General features: G+C 66.4%; 11 protein-coding genes. 9 read left to right on the top strand and 2 right to left on the bottom strand.

What is annotated here, in order from left to right; all coding sequences use genetic code 11:
* The first annotated feature begins 18 nt into the window (after nt 1-18).
* Nucleotides 19-1,200, top strand: coding sequence for a serine hydrolase domain-containing protein (locus tag OC534_RS03730; protein WP_262071383.1), 1,182 nt, complete (start codon nt 19-21; stop codon nt 1,198-1,200).
* Nucleotides 1,201-1,222: 22 nt separating this feature from the next.
* On the opposite strand, the gene OC534_RS03735 is transcribed toward OC534_RS03730, so the two are convergent.
* Nucleotides 1,223-2,356, bottom strand: coding sequence for a LacI family DNA-binding transcriptional regulator (locus tag OC534_RS03735; protein ID WP_262071384.1), 1,134 nt, complete (start codon nt 2,354-2,356; stop codon nt 1,223-1,225).
* A gap of 298 nt (nt 2,357-2,654) precedes the next feature.
* On the opposite strand from OC534_RS03735, the gene OC534_RS03740 reads away from it, so the two are divergent.
* The 8 genes from OC534_RS03740 to OC534_RS03775 all read left to right on the top strand — a co-directional run bounded on the left by OC534_RS03740 (nt 2,655) and on the right by OC534_RS03775 (nt 16,112).
* Nucleotides 2,655-5,786, top strand: a complete 3,132-nt coding sequence (locus OC534_RS03740; protein WP_262071385.1) for a TonB-dependent receptor — start codon at nt 2,655-2,657, stop codon at nt 5,784-5,786.
* 67 nt (nt 5,787-5,853) lie between these two features.
* Nucleotides 5,854-6,612: a SapC family protein gene (locus tag OC534_RS03745; protein ID WP_208020029.1), complete on the top strand. Its 759-nt coding sequence runs from the start codon at nt 5,854-5,856 to the stop codon at nt 6,610-6,612.
* Between the two features lie 3 nt (nt 6,613-6,615).
* Nucleotides 6,616-7,635: a cupin-like domain-containing protein gene (locus OC534_RS03750; RefSeq protein ID WP_017355983.1), complete on the top strand. Its 1,020-nt coding sequence runs from the start codon at nt 6,616-6,618 to the stop codon at nt 7,633-7,635.
* A gap of 13 nt (nt 7,636-7,648) precedes the next feature.
* Entirely contained in the window at nt 7,649-9,178 is a 1,530-nt protein-coding gene (locus OC534_RS03755; protein ID WP_262071386.1) for a tryptophan halogenase family protein, read from the top strand.
* 65 nt (nt 9,179-9,243) lie between these two features.
* Entirely contained in the window at nt 9,244-10,737 is a 1,494-nt protein-coding gene (gene xylB, locus OC534_RS03760) for a xylulokinase (protein ID WP_262071387.1), read from the top strand.
* 45 nt (nt 10,738-10,782) lie between these two features.
* Complete coding sequence (xylA, locus tag OC534_RS03765; RefSeq protein WP_153164118.1) at nt 10,783-12,117, top strand: xylose isomerase; 1,335 nt, start codon at nt 10,783-10,785, stop codon at nt 12,115-12,117.
* A gap of 24 nt (nt 12,118-12,141) precedes the next feature.
* Entirely contained in the window at nt 12,142-13,551 is a 1,410-nt protein-coding gene (locus OC534_RS03770) for a sugar porter family MFS transporter (protein ID WP_136007041.1), read from the top strand.
* Entirely contained in the window at nt 13,548-16,112 is a 2,565-nt protein-coding gene (locus OC534_RS03775; RefSeq protein WP_262071388.1) for an exo 1,3/1,4-beta-D-glucan glucohydrolase, read from the top strand. The genes OC534_RS03770 and OC534_RS03775 overlap by 4 nt, the downstream gene beginning before the upstream one ends.
* A gap of 17 nt (nt 16,113-16,129) precedes the next feature.
* Here the strand turns inward: OC534_RS03775 and OC534_RS03780 are convergent, their stop codons facing one another.
* Nucleotides 16,130-17,185 (bottom strand): LacI family DNA-binding transcriptional regulator, encoded by a 1,056-nt coding sequence (locus OC534_RS03780; protein WP_017355989.1) that lies wholly within the window; start codon nt 17,183-17,185, stop codon nt 16,130-16,132.
* Between the last annotated feature and the right edge of the window lie 104 nt (nt 17,186-17,289).

Raw genomic sequence — 17,289 nt, forward strand, 5'->3', positions numbered from 1 at the left:
TTCCTTCGAGCGCCACGCATGAAACCCACTTCGAAGCGTGTTCGGCGGCGGTACTGCATCGTGCTGTCCGCCGCGCTGCTGGTCGCGGGATGCACGGGCACGACGACCCCGGCGAAGGACCTCGGCGCGGACATCGACGAGGTCGCCGCGACGCTGATCGAGCAGCCGCTGCTCCACTCGACCTCGATCGCCGTGGTGTACAGGGGCAAGGCATTCATTCGACATCGCGGCGACATGGAGGCGGGGACGCCGGGTCCGCCAACCGATGCGACGCTCTACGAGATCGGCTCGTTGAGCAAGACACTGGCAGGCACCCTGATGGCCAATGCCGTTCTGGAGGGCAAGGTGCGTCTGGACGATGATATCCGGATGTATCTCGACGACGCCTATCCGAACCTGGCGTACAAGGGCGACCCCATCCGCATCCGTCACCTGCTGTCGCATACGAGCGGCTTGCCGAACATGCTGCCGGCGGAGGCGAACACAGTGCTCGCGGACTTCACGGACCAGCGCACGCCCGGCGAGCTCAATGCCATCTACGCGCACTACGGCAAGGCCGACTTTTTCAGGGACCTGCATGGCGCCCGGATTCCCCGCATGCCCGGGAAGCAGTACGCATACTCCAGTACCGGCACGGAACTGGCCGCGCATGTTCTGGAGACGGTCTACAAGAGGGATTATGAGTCATTGTTGCGCGGCTACCTGGCCGAGTCCGCAGGGATGACGGACGTCAGGATCCGGCTGAGCGACGAGGAGGCCCGCCGGCTTGCGATCGGCTATCACAGTGACAACCCGGTGCCCACCACGCCGATGCCGCAACTGCCTTGGGGCGCATCCGGGAACGCGAAGGTGACCGTGCCGGAAATGGTGAAGTACCTTCGGTTCCAGCTGTCTGGCGGGTCTGTCGTGACGGAGTCGCGTCGCGCGCTCGTCGAATTCGATCCCGGGTTCAGCATCGGTTATTTCTGGAACATCGTCAGCGGCGACCGGTTGAAGGGCACCTACTTCGCGCATCATGGCGGCGTGCCCCGATCGCAGTGCTACGTGTACATCCTGCCAAAGTACGACCTTGGCATATTCGTCATCACCAACCAGAGCGGCGACCAGACGGCGCGCGCGATGGAGGCGGCCATCACTACGCTGGTCGAACGGATTGCCGCGCGGGAGAGGGTGGCCGGGTTGTCCCGCCAAGGCGCGTAGCGCGCTGAGGGGGCAGGGGCCATCAGGGCTGTTTGCGTGACGCGTCACGGTCGCGCGAGGGCGCGATGGCCGGGACTGGACGCGGTCGCGCTACGGACGCGCGCGTGATCAACCGGTGCGCGAGCACATGGTTCACCGTGCGGTGCCCCGAAGACGCGGGGCGCCGGATCTCACGCAACAGGATGTCGATGGCGGTGTCGGCCATGTCCGCCACCGGTTGATGCACCGTGGTGAGTTCCGGCCATACCATCGTCGACGCGGAGGTGTCGTCGAACCCCACCACCGAAAGGTCACCCGGCACCACCAGGCCGCGGCGATGCGCCACCGACACCACGGCCGATGCCATGTCATCGTTGCTGGCGAAGATCGCAGTGGGCGGCGCGTCCACGCTCAACAACCGTTCTGCGGCGTCCAGCCCGGAGCGGTACGTGAAATAGCCGGCATGGACGAGTGCGTCGTCGTAGCCGATGCCGGCGTCGGCCAGCGCATCCCGATACCCCTGCCATCGGTGGGCGCTGGCGGTCTGATTTGGATCGCCCTTGATATAGCCGATGCGGGTATGTCCGTGGGCGATCAGATGCGACACCACGTCGTGGCTTGCCTGCCGGTCATCGATGCGCACGCAGGACATCCTGTCGCTGAAATGGCTGGACGCGATGGACACGACGGCCACGCCTGCGGCAAGGAACTCGTCGACGATGGCCTGCGACTCGCACAGGGGCGGCGGCAGTATCACGCCTGCCACGCTGCCTGAAAGTTGCCGTGCCGCGTGGCGACGTGCCTGGGCGCCCAGGTCATCCCAGGTGGCGATCACCAGCTGCGCCGCTGCACGGGTGGATCCGCGCAACGCACCGACCAGGAGCTCGCGCAGGTAGCTGGAGCTTGGATTGGTATAGATCAACGCGATGCAGGTGTGCTGCGCCGCAGCCAAGGCGCTCGCCGCCAGGTTGGGCCGGTAGTCAAGTTCACGCACGCTGCGCATGACGCGCTCGCGGTTGTCGTCGCGTACGCCGGCATGGCCGTTGATGACGCGTGACACCGTCATGGCGGAAAGCCCGGCGTGCGCCGCGACGTCATCGATGGTGACTGCGCCTGCCTTTCGACGGACCGCTCTGTGGCTGTTTTTCACGGCATGGATTCCTTTGCTGCGCTGCATGATGACAAGCGCAACCCTGGATGATTAGGCTGCGCCCGTGACGTGATGGTAGCGCTACCACTCGGCCGGAGTAAGGCCGCCAGGTACCCCCCCCCTTTACCACGCGGCTGTTCTGGCAAGTCTGAAAGCGAGTTGGCGTCGCAGTGAGCGCAACGCGCACTGCGATGTTCGGTGTGGAAGACGGGCATCGCCCGTACGTGCCCCCAGGAGGGGCGGTACATCCATTCGATCGTATGTCAGAGGGGAGAGTCATGAGCGCTGCTGCTTTCCGTCGTACCCCAGGCCGGAGGGCTCGTTCATGAGCCGGACGCTGGCGAAGTTCACATCCAGGGCCATGTTTACGTTTGTAGGCGGCGTTCTGGTCATCAATCCCGCATTCGCGCAGGACGCACCGACGCCGGCGTCCAGCGCCCAGTCGCAGGCTCAGCCAAGTCCGACGCAGCTGGATACCGTCCAGGTCACCGGCATCCGCAACAGCCTCAGCCAGGCGATGGACATCAAGCGCGACTCGGCCGGTGTGGTGGATGCAATCAGTGCCGAGGACATCGGCAAGTTCCCCGACACCAACCTGGCCGAGTCGCTTCAGCGCATCACCGGCATCTCCATCGAGCGCCGCGACGGCGAGGGTGCCCAGGTGACGGCGCGCGGCTTTGGCCCGCAGTTCAACATGGTGACGCTCAACGGTCGCCAGATGCCCGGTGCCGATGCCTTCGGTGCAGCGGGGCAGGTCGCCATCGGCGGTGTCGACGGCGGTACCCGCGCGTTCAACTTCGCCCAGCTTGCCGCAGAAGCGATCAACGGCATCGAGGTCTACAAGACCAGCCAGGCGAACGTGCCCAGCGGTGGTATCGGCGCCACCATCAACATCCTGACGTCGCGTCCGTTCGACCACGAGGGCGTGGTTGCCAGTGCCGGGGCCAAAGTCGTCTCCGACAGGAGCCAGCCGTTCGACAACGACCTGACCCCGGAACTGTCGGGTATCTTCAGCTACACCAACCCCGACAGGACCCTCGGCGTCGGCGTGAGTGCGAGCTACCAGAAGCGCAAGGGCGGCTCGGTCCAGGCCACCGACAACTACTGGAACATCCAGCCGTGGACCGGCACGATGCCCGGCAACCCGACGGTGGTCAACGCCCCGGCGATCGGCGCGCTGTACGCACGGCCGAACGACCTGCGCTACGCCTTCTCCGAGTTCGAACGTGAGCGCATCAACGGCCAGGCCGTGCTGCAGTTCGCGCCGACAGACGCGATCACGCTGACCCTTGACTACACGTACTCGACCAACGAAATCACCGAGAATCGTGGCGAACAGGGCATGTGGCTGCAGAACAGCAACTACACCGACGTCACGTTCGATACCAGCGGAGCGGTTGCCACGCCGATCTACATCCGTGAGATCGCGGGCACCAAGGACTTCGGCCTCGAGCAGCAGCGCAGCATGCAGAAGTACAAGCTGGGCTCGCTGGGTCTGAACGCGGTGTGGAATGTCACCGACCGGTTCAAGCTCAGCTTCGATGCGCACGACTCGAAGAACGAGAGCCGCCCGAACGATCCGCTGACCGGCGGCGGCTCCATCTTCAGCAGTATCGCCGGCACCAACAACTGCACCACCGGACCGCATTGCGGCGGGTCCTGGGTACAGGAGATGGTCTTCAACAACGGGCTGCCGGTAGGCACGCAGGTCTGGTACCCCAGCACGGCCGACGCCATCGCCAAGACCAACGGCGTGGTCAACCCGGGATTCGTGCCAGGCGAGATCGGCTCGCAGGTGCTGCGCATCAATTCGCAGACCCAGGTCAGCGAGATCAAGCAGGGGCGCGTCGACGGCGAGTGGAGCTTCGACAAGGGCCGCTTCCAGTTTGGTGTGGACTCGAGCAAGCAGACCACCCACCGCATCCAGGCCGCAGAGAATTACAACACCCTGGGCGACTGGGGCGTGGCCAACGTTGACGGGGACGTCGCGAACGGGTTGATGGACCTGCTGCAGCCGGTCAACATCGTCGGGCTGTTCAAGGACTACAGTGCCAACAGCTTCACTGCCTGGCGCGGCGATGCCGGCCGGATCGCGCAGTGGGCGGCCGACAACTACGGCGCCAGCCTGGGGGTGAGCCCGCAGCTCGCCGCCGACAACCGGGTGGAGGAGAAGACCCGGTCGGCGTACTTCCAGGTCGAGCTGGACGGCGACCTGGGCGGCCTGCGCACCAGCACGCGGCTGGGCGTCCGCTATGAGACCACCGATGTGGTGTCGACCTCGATCATCGCCATTCCGGAAGCCATCGAGTGGCAGTCGAACAACGACTTCCGCGTGCTGTTGTCCGATGAGCAGCAACCCTTCACCGAGAAGACCACGTACAGCTACGTCCTGCCCAACCTGGACTTCAGCATCGACCTGATGGACGACCTCAAGGGGCGCGTGTCGTTCGGCAAGAGCATCGCCCGCGCGCCGATCGGCAATCTCTACGCCGGTCCAACGGCACAGCAGCCGTTCGGTTCGGTGCTGATCGACCCGTCGTCGAGGGCCAGCGGCACCGCGCAGAACCCGGCGCTGAAGCCCCTGGAATCGGACAACCTGGACCTGGCGCTGGAATGGTACTTCGCTGACGCCAGCTACGTATCGGTCACCTTCTGGAACAAGCAGGTCGACAACTTCGTGGGCAACACCGTGGTGCAGGAGAACCTGTACGGCCTGCGCGACCCGAGTTCCGGACCGGATGCGCAGGCGGCACTGGCGTTCCTGACCAGCGGAGCCTGCATCACCCAGGTTGGGGCGGCCAATGCGGCAGCCTGCTCGGCCAACGACACCTCGCTGTTCACCGCGCTGGCCCTGCTGCGCAACAACCCGGCCGGGCTGGGCGCCTACAACGGCACGGATGCTCAGGTGCTGGCCACCGAGGCCGCGTACGATCTGTACGGCACCGCGGCCGATCCGCTGTACCTGTTCAACGTCAACCGCCCCATCAACCAGAACAAATCCAAGCTGCATGGCTGGGAGCTGGGTGGGCAGTACTTCTTCGGCGACACGGGGTTTGGCATCCTCGCCAACTACACCATTGTCAATGGCGACGTGGGGTTCAACAACGGCGGCGATCCGGGCATCGACCAGTTCTCGCTGACTGGACTCAGCGACACGGCCAATGCGATGCTGATGTACGAGAAGTACGGCTGGTCTGTCCGCCTGGCCTGGAACTGGCGTGACCAGTACCTGATCCTGGCCAACCAGGGAGCAAGCCGTAATCCGTACTACGTGGAAGCGTACGAGCAGTGGGATCTCAGCGTGAATTACACTCTGGATGATCACTGGTCGTTCGGCCTGGAGGCGATCAATCTGACCGGTGAGGACGTTCGCTGGCGTTCGCGCACCTCGCAGATGATCGTGAAGCTGGCCGATCAGAGTCCGCGTTACATGCTTGGCGTGCGTTACAGGTTCTGAACCGTGAGGGTGCCGCTGCTTGGCCAGCGGCACCCGTTCCAGGCTCCTGATGGGATTGGACACCACCATGCCGCGTTACGAAATGCTCAACAACATCGCCCACCGCGACCTGCGCGTGGCCACCGGTTTCGGGCCCGAGTTCGGCGACGCGGTGGGCATGGTGCCGGCCTACCCGAGCGAGTTCGCCGAGCTGCAGCGCGAGTACCCCATTTTTCTGCGCAGGGACCCGGCGACGGGGGACTGGCAGTCCGTTGCGCTGCTCGGATTCGAGCAGCACGAGAATCTGTTTCTGCACGATGGGCGCTGGAATGCCACCTATCTGCCGGGGGCCGCGGCCAAGGGGCCGTTCCTCATCGGCTTCCAGGAGAACCGGATCGATGGCGCACCTGTCCAGGAAGCGGTGCTGCACGTCGACCTCGACCACCCGCGCGTGAACGCGATGCAGGGTGAGCCGGTGTTCCTGCCGCAGGGGGGGAACAGCCCCTATCTTGACCATATCGCTGGCGTGCTGCGCGGCATCCACGATGGCCATGCCTTTGGCGCACACATGTTTTCCATGCTCGATACGAACGGACTCATCCAGCCGGTCTCGCTTGATGTGACGATCGACACCGGTCATCGGGTGGGCATCAACGGCCTGCATGCGATCGACCGTGACCGCCTGGCCCAGCTGGACGGTTCCGCGCTCGCCGACCTCAACCGCGCCGGGTATCTGGAAGGCGCGTACCTGATGCTGGCGTCTCTGCACAACATGCGGCGCCTGATCGCCGAGAAGCAGCGCCGCCTGCGCACGCAGGATGCCGCCGTGGCGGCGGGCAGGAACTGACCCATGCATGACGGCGTTGCCATGCGCGTTCTCGACGGTCTTGCGCCGGAAGCGCTGCCGCTGTCGGCACTGGCTGCCGTCGGCGAGCCGGTCGTGCTGCGCGGCATCGCGCGCGACTGGGGGCTGGTGCAGGCCGGGCGGCGTTCCACACACGAGGCGCTGGCCTATCTGCGCGGTTTCGATGCGGGCGTGCCTGTGCCGTATTCGTTCGGCGGGCCGGAGATTGAAGGGCGTCCGTTCTACAACGAGGACTTCACGCGGTTGAACGTCGAGGTCCGGCGCGGCCTGCTGACGCAGGTGCTGGACGAAATTGCCGAGACCTTCGAGGAGCCCAGGCCGCCTACCTACTATGTTGCCGCGCTGCTGATCGAGCGGGCGCTCCCCGGGTTCGCGCAGGCCAACGATGCCGGCTTGGCGGGGCAGGGCATCGAGGCATCGGCCAGCATCTGGATTGGCAACCGCGTAACGGCGTCGTGCCATTTCGACACCCCGGACAACCTGGCGTGCTGCGCAGTGGGCCGGCGCCGCTTCACGCTCTTTCCGCCGGATCAGATCGAGAACCTGTATCCCGGGCCACTGGAACCCACGCCGGGAGGCCAGGTGGTCAGCGTGGTGGATTTCGAGCGCCCGGATTTCGCGCGCCATCCCCGCTTCCGTGATGCCCTGGCAAGCGCGCGGACTGCCGAGCTGGAGCCGGGTGATGCCATCTTCATTCCGAGCATGTGGTGGCACCACGTGCGCAGCCTGGCGCCATTCAACGTGCTGGTGAATTACTGGTGGCGCAGCACACCCGGCTTTCTTTCCTCCCCGCTGCCGGCGCTCCAGCATGCGATGTGGGCGCTGCGCGATCTGCCTGCACGTGAAAAGCAGGCCTGGTCGACGATCTTCGACTACTACGTCTTCGGTCCGGGCGAGCGCGCAGGGCAGCACCTGCCTGAAGCGGCCAGGGGCGAGCTGGCACCGTTCGACGAGACGCAGGCACGGCGCACGCGCGCACAGCTGCTGGCTCGACTCAACCGCTGATGGGAGCATCGCATTGAACGTTGCGAACACACCACACGCACGGATCCGCAAGGTCGTCATCGCCGGTGGCGGCACGGCCGGCTGGCTGGCCGGCTGTGCGCTGTCCCACCAGTTCCGCGACCAGCTGGACATCACCCTGGTGGAGTCCGAGCAGATCGGTACGGTGGGCGTTGGCGAGTCGACCGTGCCGCCCATCCGTGCGTTCCACCGCTTTCTGCAGATCGACGAGCAGGAATTCCTGCGCGCGGTCGCCGGCACGTTCAAGCTCTCGATCTCGTTTGAGAACTGGCGTCGACCAGGGGACCGTTTCATCCATCCCTTCGGCACGATCGGGCAGGGAACGTGGGCTGCGCCGTTCCACCATTTCTGGCTGGACAGCCTGCGCCGCGGCATGCCGTCGGAGCTGGGCGATTTCTGCCTGGAGAGCGTCGCCTCGCGCGGCGACCGGTTCTCGCTGGACACCCGGCCGCAACTCAACTATGCGTATCACTTCGACGCCAGCCTCTATGCGAAGTTCCTTCGACGCAGGGCCGAAGCGCAGGGCCTGCGGCGGGTCGAGGGCAAGATCCGCAACGTGCAGCAACATGCCGATGACGGCTCCGTTGCGGCACTGGTGCTGGAGGACGGGCAGATCATCGAGGGCGATCTGTTCATCGACTGCACCGGCTTCCGCGGCCTGTTGACCGAGCAGACCCTGCATACCGGCTACGAGGACTGGCACGACTGGCTGCCCAGTGACCGCGCGGTGGCGGTGCAGACCGGCTCGGTCTCGCCGCCGGTTCCGTACACCCGCGCCATCGCACACGAGGCCGGCTGGCGGTGGCATATCGCGCTTCAGCATCGGGTCGGCTGCGGCCTGGTGTTTTCCAGCCGCCACATGTCCGACGACGAAGCGCACGCCAAGCTGCTGCGTGACGTCGAGGGCCCGCCCCTGCGCGATCCCTGGCTGGTGCCATTCCGTAGCGGGCGGCGGCTGAAGGCGTGGAACAGGAACGTGGTGGCGCTTGGGCTTGCGAGTGGCTTCATCGAGCCGCTGGAATCGACCAGCATCCACCTGACCATCAGTGCCGTAGTGCGTCTGATCCAGTTGTTCCCGTTTGACGGCATCAGCCCGGCGCTGATGACGCTGTACAACGATGTCAGCCGCCAGGAGATGGAGCATGTGCGCGACTTCATCATCCTGCACTACCACGCAAACCAGCGCGACGAGCCGATGTGGAAGGCGTGCCGCGAGATGCCATTGCCCGAGTCGCTCGCCATCCGGCTGCGTGCCTGGCGCGAGCGGGCCCATGCGTGGCAGGACCCCGGCGAGCTGTTCCGGGTCGATTCCTGGACCAGTGTGCTGATGGGGCAGGGGATCCAGCCGGGTCCGCCGCACCCGCTGGCACGTGCCATCGATGACGCGGACCTGCGGACGTTGCTGGCGCGGATCCGCCAGCCGGTGCAGCAGGCGGTTGCGACGATGCCGTCGCAGGCCGCCTTCATCGAGCGCTACTGCAGGGCGGGAGAGGACGTATGGCCGCGGGCGCCAACCCTGACGTAACGCGGCAGCATGGTGTTGTCTGGAAATGGTAGCGCTAACTTCAATAACGGGCGGGAGTGCAGTACATGGAACTGGTGGCCGGAATCGACGCAGGGACGCAGAGCCTGAAGATCGTGGTGTACGACCCTGCCGGGCGTCGACTCGTTGCCAGCACCAGCTCGCCGCTGGACCTCACGTCCGGCGCCGATGGCAGCCGTGAGCAGCACCCGGCCGATTGGGTCGCCGCACTTCATGCCTGCTTCCATGCGATCGAACCCAAGGTTCGCTCGCGCATCACCGCGTTGGCGGTGTCGGGCCAGCAGCACGGGTTCGTAGCGGTCGACGCGGCAGGCGAGGTGCTGGCACCGGCCAAGCTGTGGTGCGACACCAGCACGTCGGCCGAGTGCGTGCAGATCATGGACGCAGTGGGCGGTGCAGCGCGCAGCATCGCGCTGGCGGGCAACCCTGTCCTCACCGGGTACACCGCCTCCAAGCTGCCCTGGACCAGGACCCATCGGCCCGAGGCCTACGCGCGGCTTGCCACGATCCTGCTGCCGCATGACTACCTCAATTTCGTGTTGACCGGCGAGCGCTTCTGCGAGTACGGCGATGCGTCGGGCACGGGCTGGCTGGACGTGCGCACCCGCACCTGGTCGAGCCCTCTGCTGCGCGCGACCGATCCCGAGCGCGACCTTGCCGCGTGCCTGCCACGCATCGCCGCGCCCGAGGAGATGCTGGACATCGACCCGGCCATCGCGGCGGCACTGGGGCTGCGTGCGACCGTGAAAGTGGCCGTGGGCGGTGGCGACAACATGATGGCGGCGATCGGCACCGGCTGCGTCGTGCCCGGTCGCCTGGCGATGAGCCTGGGCACCTCGGGCACCCTGTTCGCCTACTCGGACACGCCCGTGGTCGACCCGGACGGGAAATGGGCCGCGTTCTGCTCGTCCACCGGCGGCTGGCTGCCGCTGATCTGCACGATGAACTGCACGGTCGTCACCGAGCAGGTCGCCGATGCGTTCGGGTTCAGCACCCGGTATGCCGACGGGCACCTGCGGGCGACGTCGCCCGGTGCAGACGGCCTGGTGATGCTGCCGTTCCTCAATGGCGAGCGCACGCCGGACCTGCCGCTGGGCAAAGGGGTACTGGCGGGCCTGGACACGGCCAACATGACCCCGGCGCACTTCTACCGTGCGGCCGTCGAAGGGGCGACGTACAGCCTGAAGTACGGCTACGACGCCTTTGTCCGCGCGGGCATGCGGTTCGAACGCATCGTGCTGACCGGCGGCGGCAGCAACAGCGCGCAGTGGCGGCAACTGGTGGCCGATGTGTTCGGCCTTCCGGTGGACGTGCCGACCCAGTCCGAAGGCGCGGCATTCGGTGCGGCATTGCAGGCCCTGTGGGCGCTGGGTCACGCGCGTGGAGAGGGCGCGTCCATCGCCGAGATCGCAGACCGGCACGTAGCGCTCGACCCGCTGCAGTCCGCACAGCCCGATCCGGCGCGCACGGACGCCTACGCCACGGCGTATGCCCGATTCCTGCGCCATCTCGACGCCATCATGCCGCTGTATCACGGCTGATCTCCCTCTTTCGCGACACCTCCCACACCAACAGGAAGACCCACCATGAGCAATCAGCCTTTCATCGGCGCCACGGAATACTTCCCCGGCATCGGCCGCATCCCCTTTGAGGGCCGGGGCTCGGACAACCCCCTCGCATTCAAGGTCTATGACGCGGACCGGGTCATCGGTGGCAAGACCATGCAGGAGCACCTGCGCTTCGCGGCCTGCTACTGGCACACGTTCTGCAACGCGGGGCATGATCCGTTTGGTCCAGGCACCCGCCGGTTCCCGTGGGAGGCCGGCTCGCCGATGGCCACCGCCGAAGCGAAGGTGGACGCCGCGTTCGAATTCTTCACCAAGCTTGGCGTGCCGTACTGGTGCTTCCATGACATCGACCTGGCACCGGACGCCGACGATGTCACCCAGTACGAGAAGAACCTCAAGCACATGGTCGGCTTGGCCAAGGCGCGTCAGGAGGCTACGGGCATCAAGCTGCTGTGGGGAACAGCCAATCTCTTCTCGCATCCGCGCTATATGAACGGTGCATCCACCAATCCGGATTTCGGCGTGGTGGCGCGTGCCGCCGTACAGGTGAAGGCGGCGCTGGAAGCGACGGTTGAACTGGGCGGCGAACACTACGTGTTCTGGGGTGGTCGGGAAGGCTACGCCTCGCTGGTGAACACGCAGATGAAGCGCGAGCTCGACCATCTCGCGCGCTTCCTCACGATGGCGCGGGACTACGGCCGCAGCATCGGGTTGAAAGGGAACTTCCTGATCGAGCCCAAGCCGATGGAGCCGATGAACCACCAGTACGACTTCGACAGTGCGACCGTGGCGGGCTTCCTGAAAGCGCATGGCCTGGACAAGGACTTCAAGCTCAACATCGAGGCCAATCACGCCACACTCTCCGGACACACCTTCGAACACGATCTGCAGGTCGCGTCCGACCACGGCTTGCTGGGCAGCATCGACGCCAACCGTGGCAACGGCCAGAACGGCTGGGACACGGACCAGTTCCCGACCGACCTGTACGACACCGTCGGCGCGATGCTGGTCGTGCTGCGGCAGGGCGGGCTGGAGGGGGGGCTGAACTTTGATGCCAAGCTGCGCAGGGAGTCGACCGACCTGGAAGATCTGTTCATCGCCCACATCGGTGGCATGGACGCGTTCGCGCGCGGGCTGGAAGTGGCGCACGCCCTGCTGCACGACTCGCCGTGGGAGCAGTGGCGCGCCGAGCGGTATGCCAGCTTCGACAGCGGCGCGGGCAGGGACTTCGAAAACGGCACGCTTGGCCTGACCGACCTGGCGGCGATGGCCATCAAGCTCGGTGAGCCCGCGCAGGTCAGCGGCAAGCAGGAGCGCTACGAGAACCTCCTCAACCAGTATCTGCTGCGCTGACATCACACCGGGAGGGGAAGGGCAATGAACCAGGCAATGCGGAGTGGCGAGAACACGCGCCTGATCGTAGTGATCAGCGTGGTGGCGACAATTGGCGGATTCCTGTTCGGGTTCGACAGTGGCGTGATCAATGGCACGCAGGACGGCCTGCACCAGACGTTCAGGTCCGGCGAGTGGATGCAGGGGTTCGAGATCGCCTCGATGCTGCTGGGCTGCGCCATTGGTGCCTTCAGCGCCGGCCGTCTGGCCGACCGCCTGGGACGCCGCAACGTGCTGATCATCGCGGCGGTGCTGTTCCTGCTGTCGGCAATCGGTGCGGGGGCCGCGTCCTCGTCGATCATGTTCATCATCGCGCGGGTGATGGGCGGTTTCGCGGTGGGCGCGGCCAGTGTGATCTCGCCGGCGTATATCGCCGAGGTTGCACCGGCGCGCTATCGGGGCCGCCTCGCCACGGTCCAGCAGATCGCCATCATCAGCGGGCTCACCGTTGCCTTCCTGTCCAACTACCTGCTGGCGGCCTCGGCGGGTGCCTCGACCGAGGCGCTGTGGGGCGGCCACGCGGCGTGGCGCTGGATGTTCTGGATGCAGGCCGTGCCGTCGCTGCTGTTCCTGGCGCTGCTGTTGACCATCCCGGAAAGCCCGCGCTACCTGGTGGTGAAGCGCCGCAAGGACGAGGCGCTGCAGGTGCTCACGCGGCTGTTTGGCGGTGCCCACGCGCAGGCCAAGCTTGCCGAGATCGACGCCTCGCTGTCCACCGACCATCACCGCCCGCGGCTGTCGGACCTGCGCAGCCGGGCCACCGGCAGGGTCCGGCCGATCGTGCTGGTGGGCATTGGCCTGGCCATCTTCCAGCAGCTGGTCGGCATCAACGTGGTGTTCTACTACGGCGCCGTGCTCTGGCAGGCGGTGGGCTTCTCCGAAAACGACGCGTTGCTGATCAATGTGCTGTCCGGTTCGCTCAGCATCGGCGCCTGCATCGTCACCGTGCTGCTGATCGACCGCATCGGCCGCAAGCCGCTGCTGTGGATTGGCTCGGCCGGCATGGCGGTGTCCTTGGCGCTGCTGGTGGCGGCGTTCGCCAGCGGCTCGCTGGTTGATGCCCACCTGCAGCTGCCTGGGCGCATGGGCACGCTGGCGCTGGTGGCAGCCAATGCCTACGTGGTGTTTTTCAACGTCTCGTGGGGTCCGGTGATGTGGGTGATGCTGGGCGAGATGTTCCCCAACCAGATACGCGGGTCGGCGCTGGCGGTGGCCGGTGCGGCGCAATGGACCGCGAACTTCGCCGTCACGGTGACGTTCCCCATTCTGCTGGCCGCCATCGGGCTGGCCGCGACGTACAGCCTCTACCTGGCGTCCGCGATCATCTCGGTCTTCTTCGTGCTGCGGTACGTGCACGAAACCAAGGGCAAGGAACTGGAGCAGATGGAAGGATGAACGCGATGACGACGCAACGGTTTGCGCGGGCCTGCAATGGGCTGCTGCCAGGTGTGCTGATCCTGGCGCTGGCGGCCTGCGGGAGCGGTGACAAGGCGGTTGGAGCTGCAGCGGTCGACCCCGGGCCGTGGCCACAGGTCGCGTGGCCATTACCCGAGGATCCCGCGCTGGAATCGCGCATCTCCGACCTGATGGCCACCATGACGGTGGAGGAAAAGGTGGGACAGCTGGTGCAGGGCGACATCGCCAGCATCACCCCGGCTGACCTCCGCAACTACCGGCTCGGCTCGATCCTCGCGGGCGGCAATTCCGACCCCGGCGGCCATTACGACGCCTCGCCCGCCGAATGGCTGGCGCTGGCCGATGCCTTCTACGACGCCTCGATGGATACGTCACAGGGCGGCAAGGCCATTCCGGTGCTGTTCGGCATCGATGCGGTGCATGGGCAGAGCAACATCATCGGCGCGACCCTGTTTCCGCACAACATCGGCCTGGGCGCAACGCGCAACCCGGCGCTGCTGCGGCGGATCGGCGAGATCACCGCGCTGGAAACCCGTGCGACCGGCATGGAGTGGGCATTCGCGCCCACCGTGGCCGTGCCGCAGGACGACCGTTGGGGGCGTACCTACGAGGGCTACTCTGAATCGCCCGACGTGGTGGCCAGCTACGCCGGGGCGATGGTGGAGGGACTGCAGGGCACGGTCGGCTCGCCCACGTTCCTTGATGGCCGCCACGTGATCGCGTCGGTAAAGCACTTCCTCGGCGACGGCGGAACGGTCGATGGCAGGGACCAGGGCGATACCCGGATCAGCGAGGCCGACCTGGTGCGCATCCACGCGGCCGGGTATCCGCCGGCGATCGCCGCGGGCGCGCAGACGGTCATGGCGTCCTTCAACAGCGTCAACGGCGAGAAGATGCACGGTCACCGGCCGTATCTGACGGATGCGCTGAAGGGGCGGATGAACTTTGGTGGCTTTGTGGTGGGCGACTGGAACGGCCACGGCCAGGTCAAGGGCTGCACAACGACCGATTGCCCGGCCACCATCAATGCCGGGCTGGACATGGCGATGGCGTCGGACAGCTGGAAGGGCTTCTACAACACCACACTGGCCGCCGTGAAGGACGGCACCATCCCCCAACAGCGCCTTGACGACGCGGTGCGACGGATACTGCGGGTCAAGATGCGACTGGGTCTGTTCGAGGCAGGCAGGCCGTCGTCGCGCGCGGTTGGTGGACAGTTCGCGCTCGTCGGCGCTCCCGATCATCGTGAGGTGGCACGCCAGGCGGTGCGCGAATCGCTGGTGCTGCTGAAGAACCAGGGCGGCGTGCTGCCGCTGTCACCGAAGCAGCGCATCCTTGTCGCCGGTGACGGTGCCAATGACGTGGGCAAGCAGGCCGGCGGCTGGACGCTGAACTGGCAGGGTACCGGCACGCGCCGCAAGGACTTCCCGAATGCGGACACGATCTTCGAAGGCATCGCGCAGCAGGCCAAGGCCGGCGGCGGTGAAGCGGTGCTGGCGGTGGATGGCAGGTACGCGGTCAGGCCAGACGTTGCCGTGGTGGTGTTCGGCGAGAATCCCTACGCCGAATTCCAGGGCGACCTGGCGACCCTGGCGTACAAGGCGGGGGACGATTCGGATCTCGAGCTGATCAAGCGGCTGAAGGCTGACGGTATTCCGGTGGTCGCGGTGTTCCTGAGCGGGCGGCCGCTGTGGGTGAACCGCGAAATCAATGCCGCCGATGCATTCGTGGCCGCATGGCTTCCCGGTTCGGAGGGTGGTGGCATTGCCGACGTGCTGCTGCGCAGTCCCGACGGCAGCGTCCAGCACGACTTCAAGGGGAAGCTGAGTTTCAGCTGGCCGCGCACCGCGGTCCAGTACGCCAACAATGTGGGGCAGAAGGACTACGACCCGCAGTTCGCATTCGGCTTCGGGCTTACGTATGCCGACAACGGCGATCTCGCCGCGCTGCCGGAAGTATCGGGCGTGACCGGCAATGAAGGTGCGGCCGGTGTGTTCTTCGCGCGAGGTGACGCCGGGTCCGGCATCGCCCTGCGGCTGGAGAATGCCACGGGGCAGGGCGTGACCGTCACCAAGGTGCCGGAATCCCTCGAAGGCGGCCTGCTGAAGGTCACCGGGGTGGATCATCTGGCGCAGGAAGATGGTCGCCGCTTTGCCTGGACGGGCAAGGGCGAGGCGATCGTCGCGCTGCAGTCGCATACGCCGCTGGACCTGCAGCGCGAGAGCAACGGCGACCTGATGCTGTTGACCACGCTGCGGGTCGAGGCCGCGCCCCGGGGCGACGCATGGCTGTCGGTGGGATGCGGCACGGGCTGCTCGGCACGCATTGCGCTCGGGCCAACGCTGGCAACGCTGCCGGTGGGGCAATGGACGCGCGTGGGCCTTCCCTTGAAGTGCCTGGCCGCGGCCGGCGCGGATGTGGGCAAGCTGGAGCGCCCCTGGTCCATCGGGACGGCCGATGCGATGACGCTCTCGGTGTCGCGCGTCGCCCTGGGGGCCTTGAACGAGGCGGAGACCACCATCGCATGTCCGGGCCGATGACCCCGCGACGTGCGCGGTCAGCGCGTGGGCGGGGGCGCGACCGAGTCGCGCACCACCAACCGGTGCGGCATGACGTGGTCGGTCAACACGCGCGCCTCGTCGTGCCTGCGGCGGATGGTGCGCAGCAGGATGTCGATGGCCGCATCGGCCATCGATGCGATCGGCTGATGAATGGTGGTGAGCTCCGGCCAGACCGTCGTCGCGGCCGAGGTGTCATCGAAGCCCACGACCGACAGATCGCGGGGGACCTCCAGGCCGCGTCTGTGTGCGACGGAAATCGCTGCCGCGCCCATGTCGTCGTTGCTGGCGAAGATCGCGGTCGGGGGCCGGCGGTGGGAGAGCAGCTTCTCGGCGGCGGCAAGCCCAGAACGGTAGGTGTAGTCTCCCTGCTGGACGAGGGCGGGTTCGACCTGCAGCCCGGCCTCGCGCAGGGCGGTGACAAACCCGTCGTAGCGCCGCGCGCTCGCGCTGAGGTCGTTGCGGCCGCGGATGAAGCCGATCCGGCTGTGACCCTGCCGGATCAGGTGTTCGGCCAGGTCCCTGCCAGCCTGGAGGTCGTCGATGCGCACGCAGGAAATGTGGTTGCCGAGGTGGCCCGGTGCGATCGCGACCACGGGGATGCCCGCCTTGACGAGTTCGGTCACGGCAGGCTGCGATTCGCACAGCGGTGGCGGCAGGATGACGCCATCCACCCGGCCGGCCAGGGCCCGCGCGGCCTTGCGCTCGGCGGCGGGGTCAAGATCGTCCCAATAGTCGACAACCAGCTGGATGGCAGCGTTGGATGCGACACGCAGCAAGCCGACCAGCAGCTCGCGCAGATAGGCACCGCTGGGATTGGTGTAGATCAGCGCGATGCGCGTGTGCTGTGCGGCCGCCAGCGAACTGGCCGCCAGGTTGGGCGTATAACCCAGTTCGCGCACCGCGCGCATCACGCGTTCGCGGGTGGCATCGCGCACCTTGCCCTGGTTGATCGCCCGCGACACGGTCATCGGCGAAACCCCGGCCAGGGCCGCCACCTCGTCGATCGTCACGCCACTGGTTTTGCGGCGGACCGACTTTTTCGGCTTCTCCAATTCGCGCTCCCGTTCTTCTCTGTGACGCTGACGCCTCCAACGCACGTCCCGAGCTTACAAGGTTTGCTGTCCGCGCTGCGGGCGTGCTCGGGTGTCAAGCGGTG

This window comes from Stenotrophomonas sp. Marseille-Q5258, from assembly GCF_946900935.1.
GTDB lineage: Bacteria > Pseudomonadota > Gammaproteobacteria > Xanthomonadales > Xanthomonadaceae > Stenotrophomonas > Stenotrophomonas nematodicola.

What these genes read in the sequence shown, in the direction of transcription:
- OC534_RS03730 (WP_262071383.1), top strand. Translation starts at nt 19, where the DNA reads ATGAAACCCACTTCGAAGCGTGTTCGGCGGCGGTACTGCATCGTGCTG.
- OC534_RS03775 (WP_262071388.1), top strand. Translation starts at nt 13,548, where the DNA reads ATGAACGCGATGACGACGCAACGGTTTGCGCGGGCCTGCAATGGGCTG.
- xylA (WP_153164118.1), top strand. Translation starts at nt 10,783, where the DNA reads ATGAGCAATCAGCCTTTCATCGGCGCCACGGAATACTTCCCCGGCATC.
- OC534_RS03750 (WP_017355983.1), top strand. Translation starts at nt 6,616, where the DNA reads ATGCATGACGGCGTTGCCATGCGCGTTCTCGACGGTCTTGCGCCGGAA.
- OC534_RS03735 (WP_262071384.1), bottom strand. Translation starts at nt 2,356, where the DNA reads ATGCAGCGCAGCAAAGGAATCCATGCCGTGAAAAACAGCCACAGAGCG.
- OC534_RS03740 (WP_262071385.1), top strand. Translation starts at nt 2,655, where the DNA reads ATGAGCCGGACGCTGGCGAAGTTCACATCCAGGGCCATGTTTACGTTT.
- OC534_RS03745 (WP_208020029.1), top strand. Translation starts at nt 5,854, where the DNA reads ATGCCGCGTTACGAAATGCTCAACAACATCGCCCACCGCGACCTGCGC.
- OC534_RS03770 (WP_136007041.1), top strand. Translation starts at nt 12,142, where the DNA reads ATGAACCAGGCAATGCGGAGTGGCGAGAACACGCGCCTGATCGTAGTG.
- xylB (WP_262071387.1), top strand. Translation starts at nt 9,244, where the DNA reads ATGGAACTGGTGGCCGGAATCGACGCAGGGACGCAGAGCCTGAAGATC.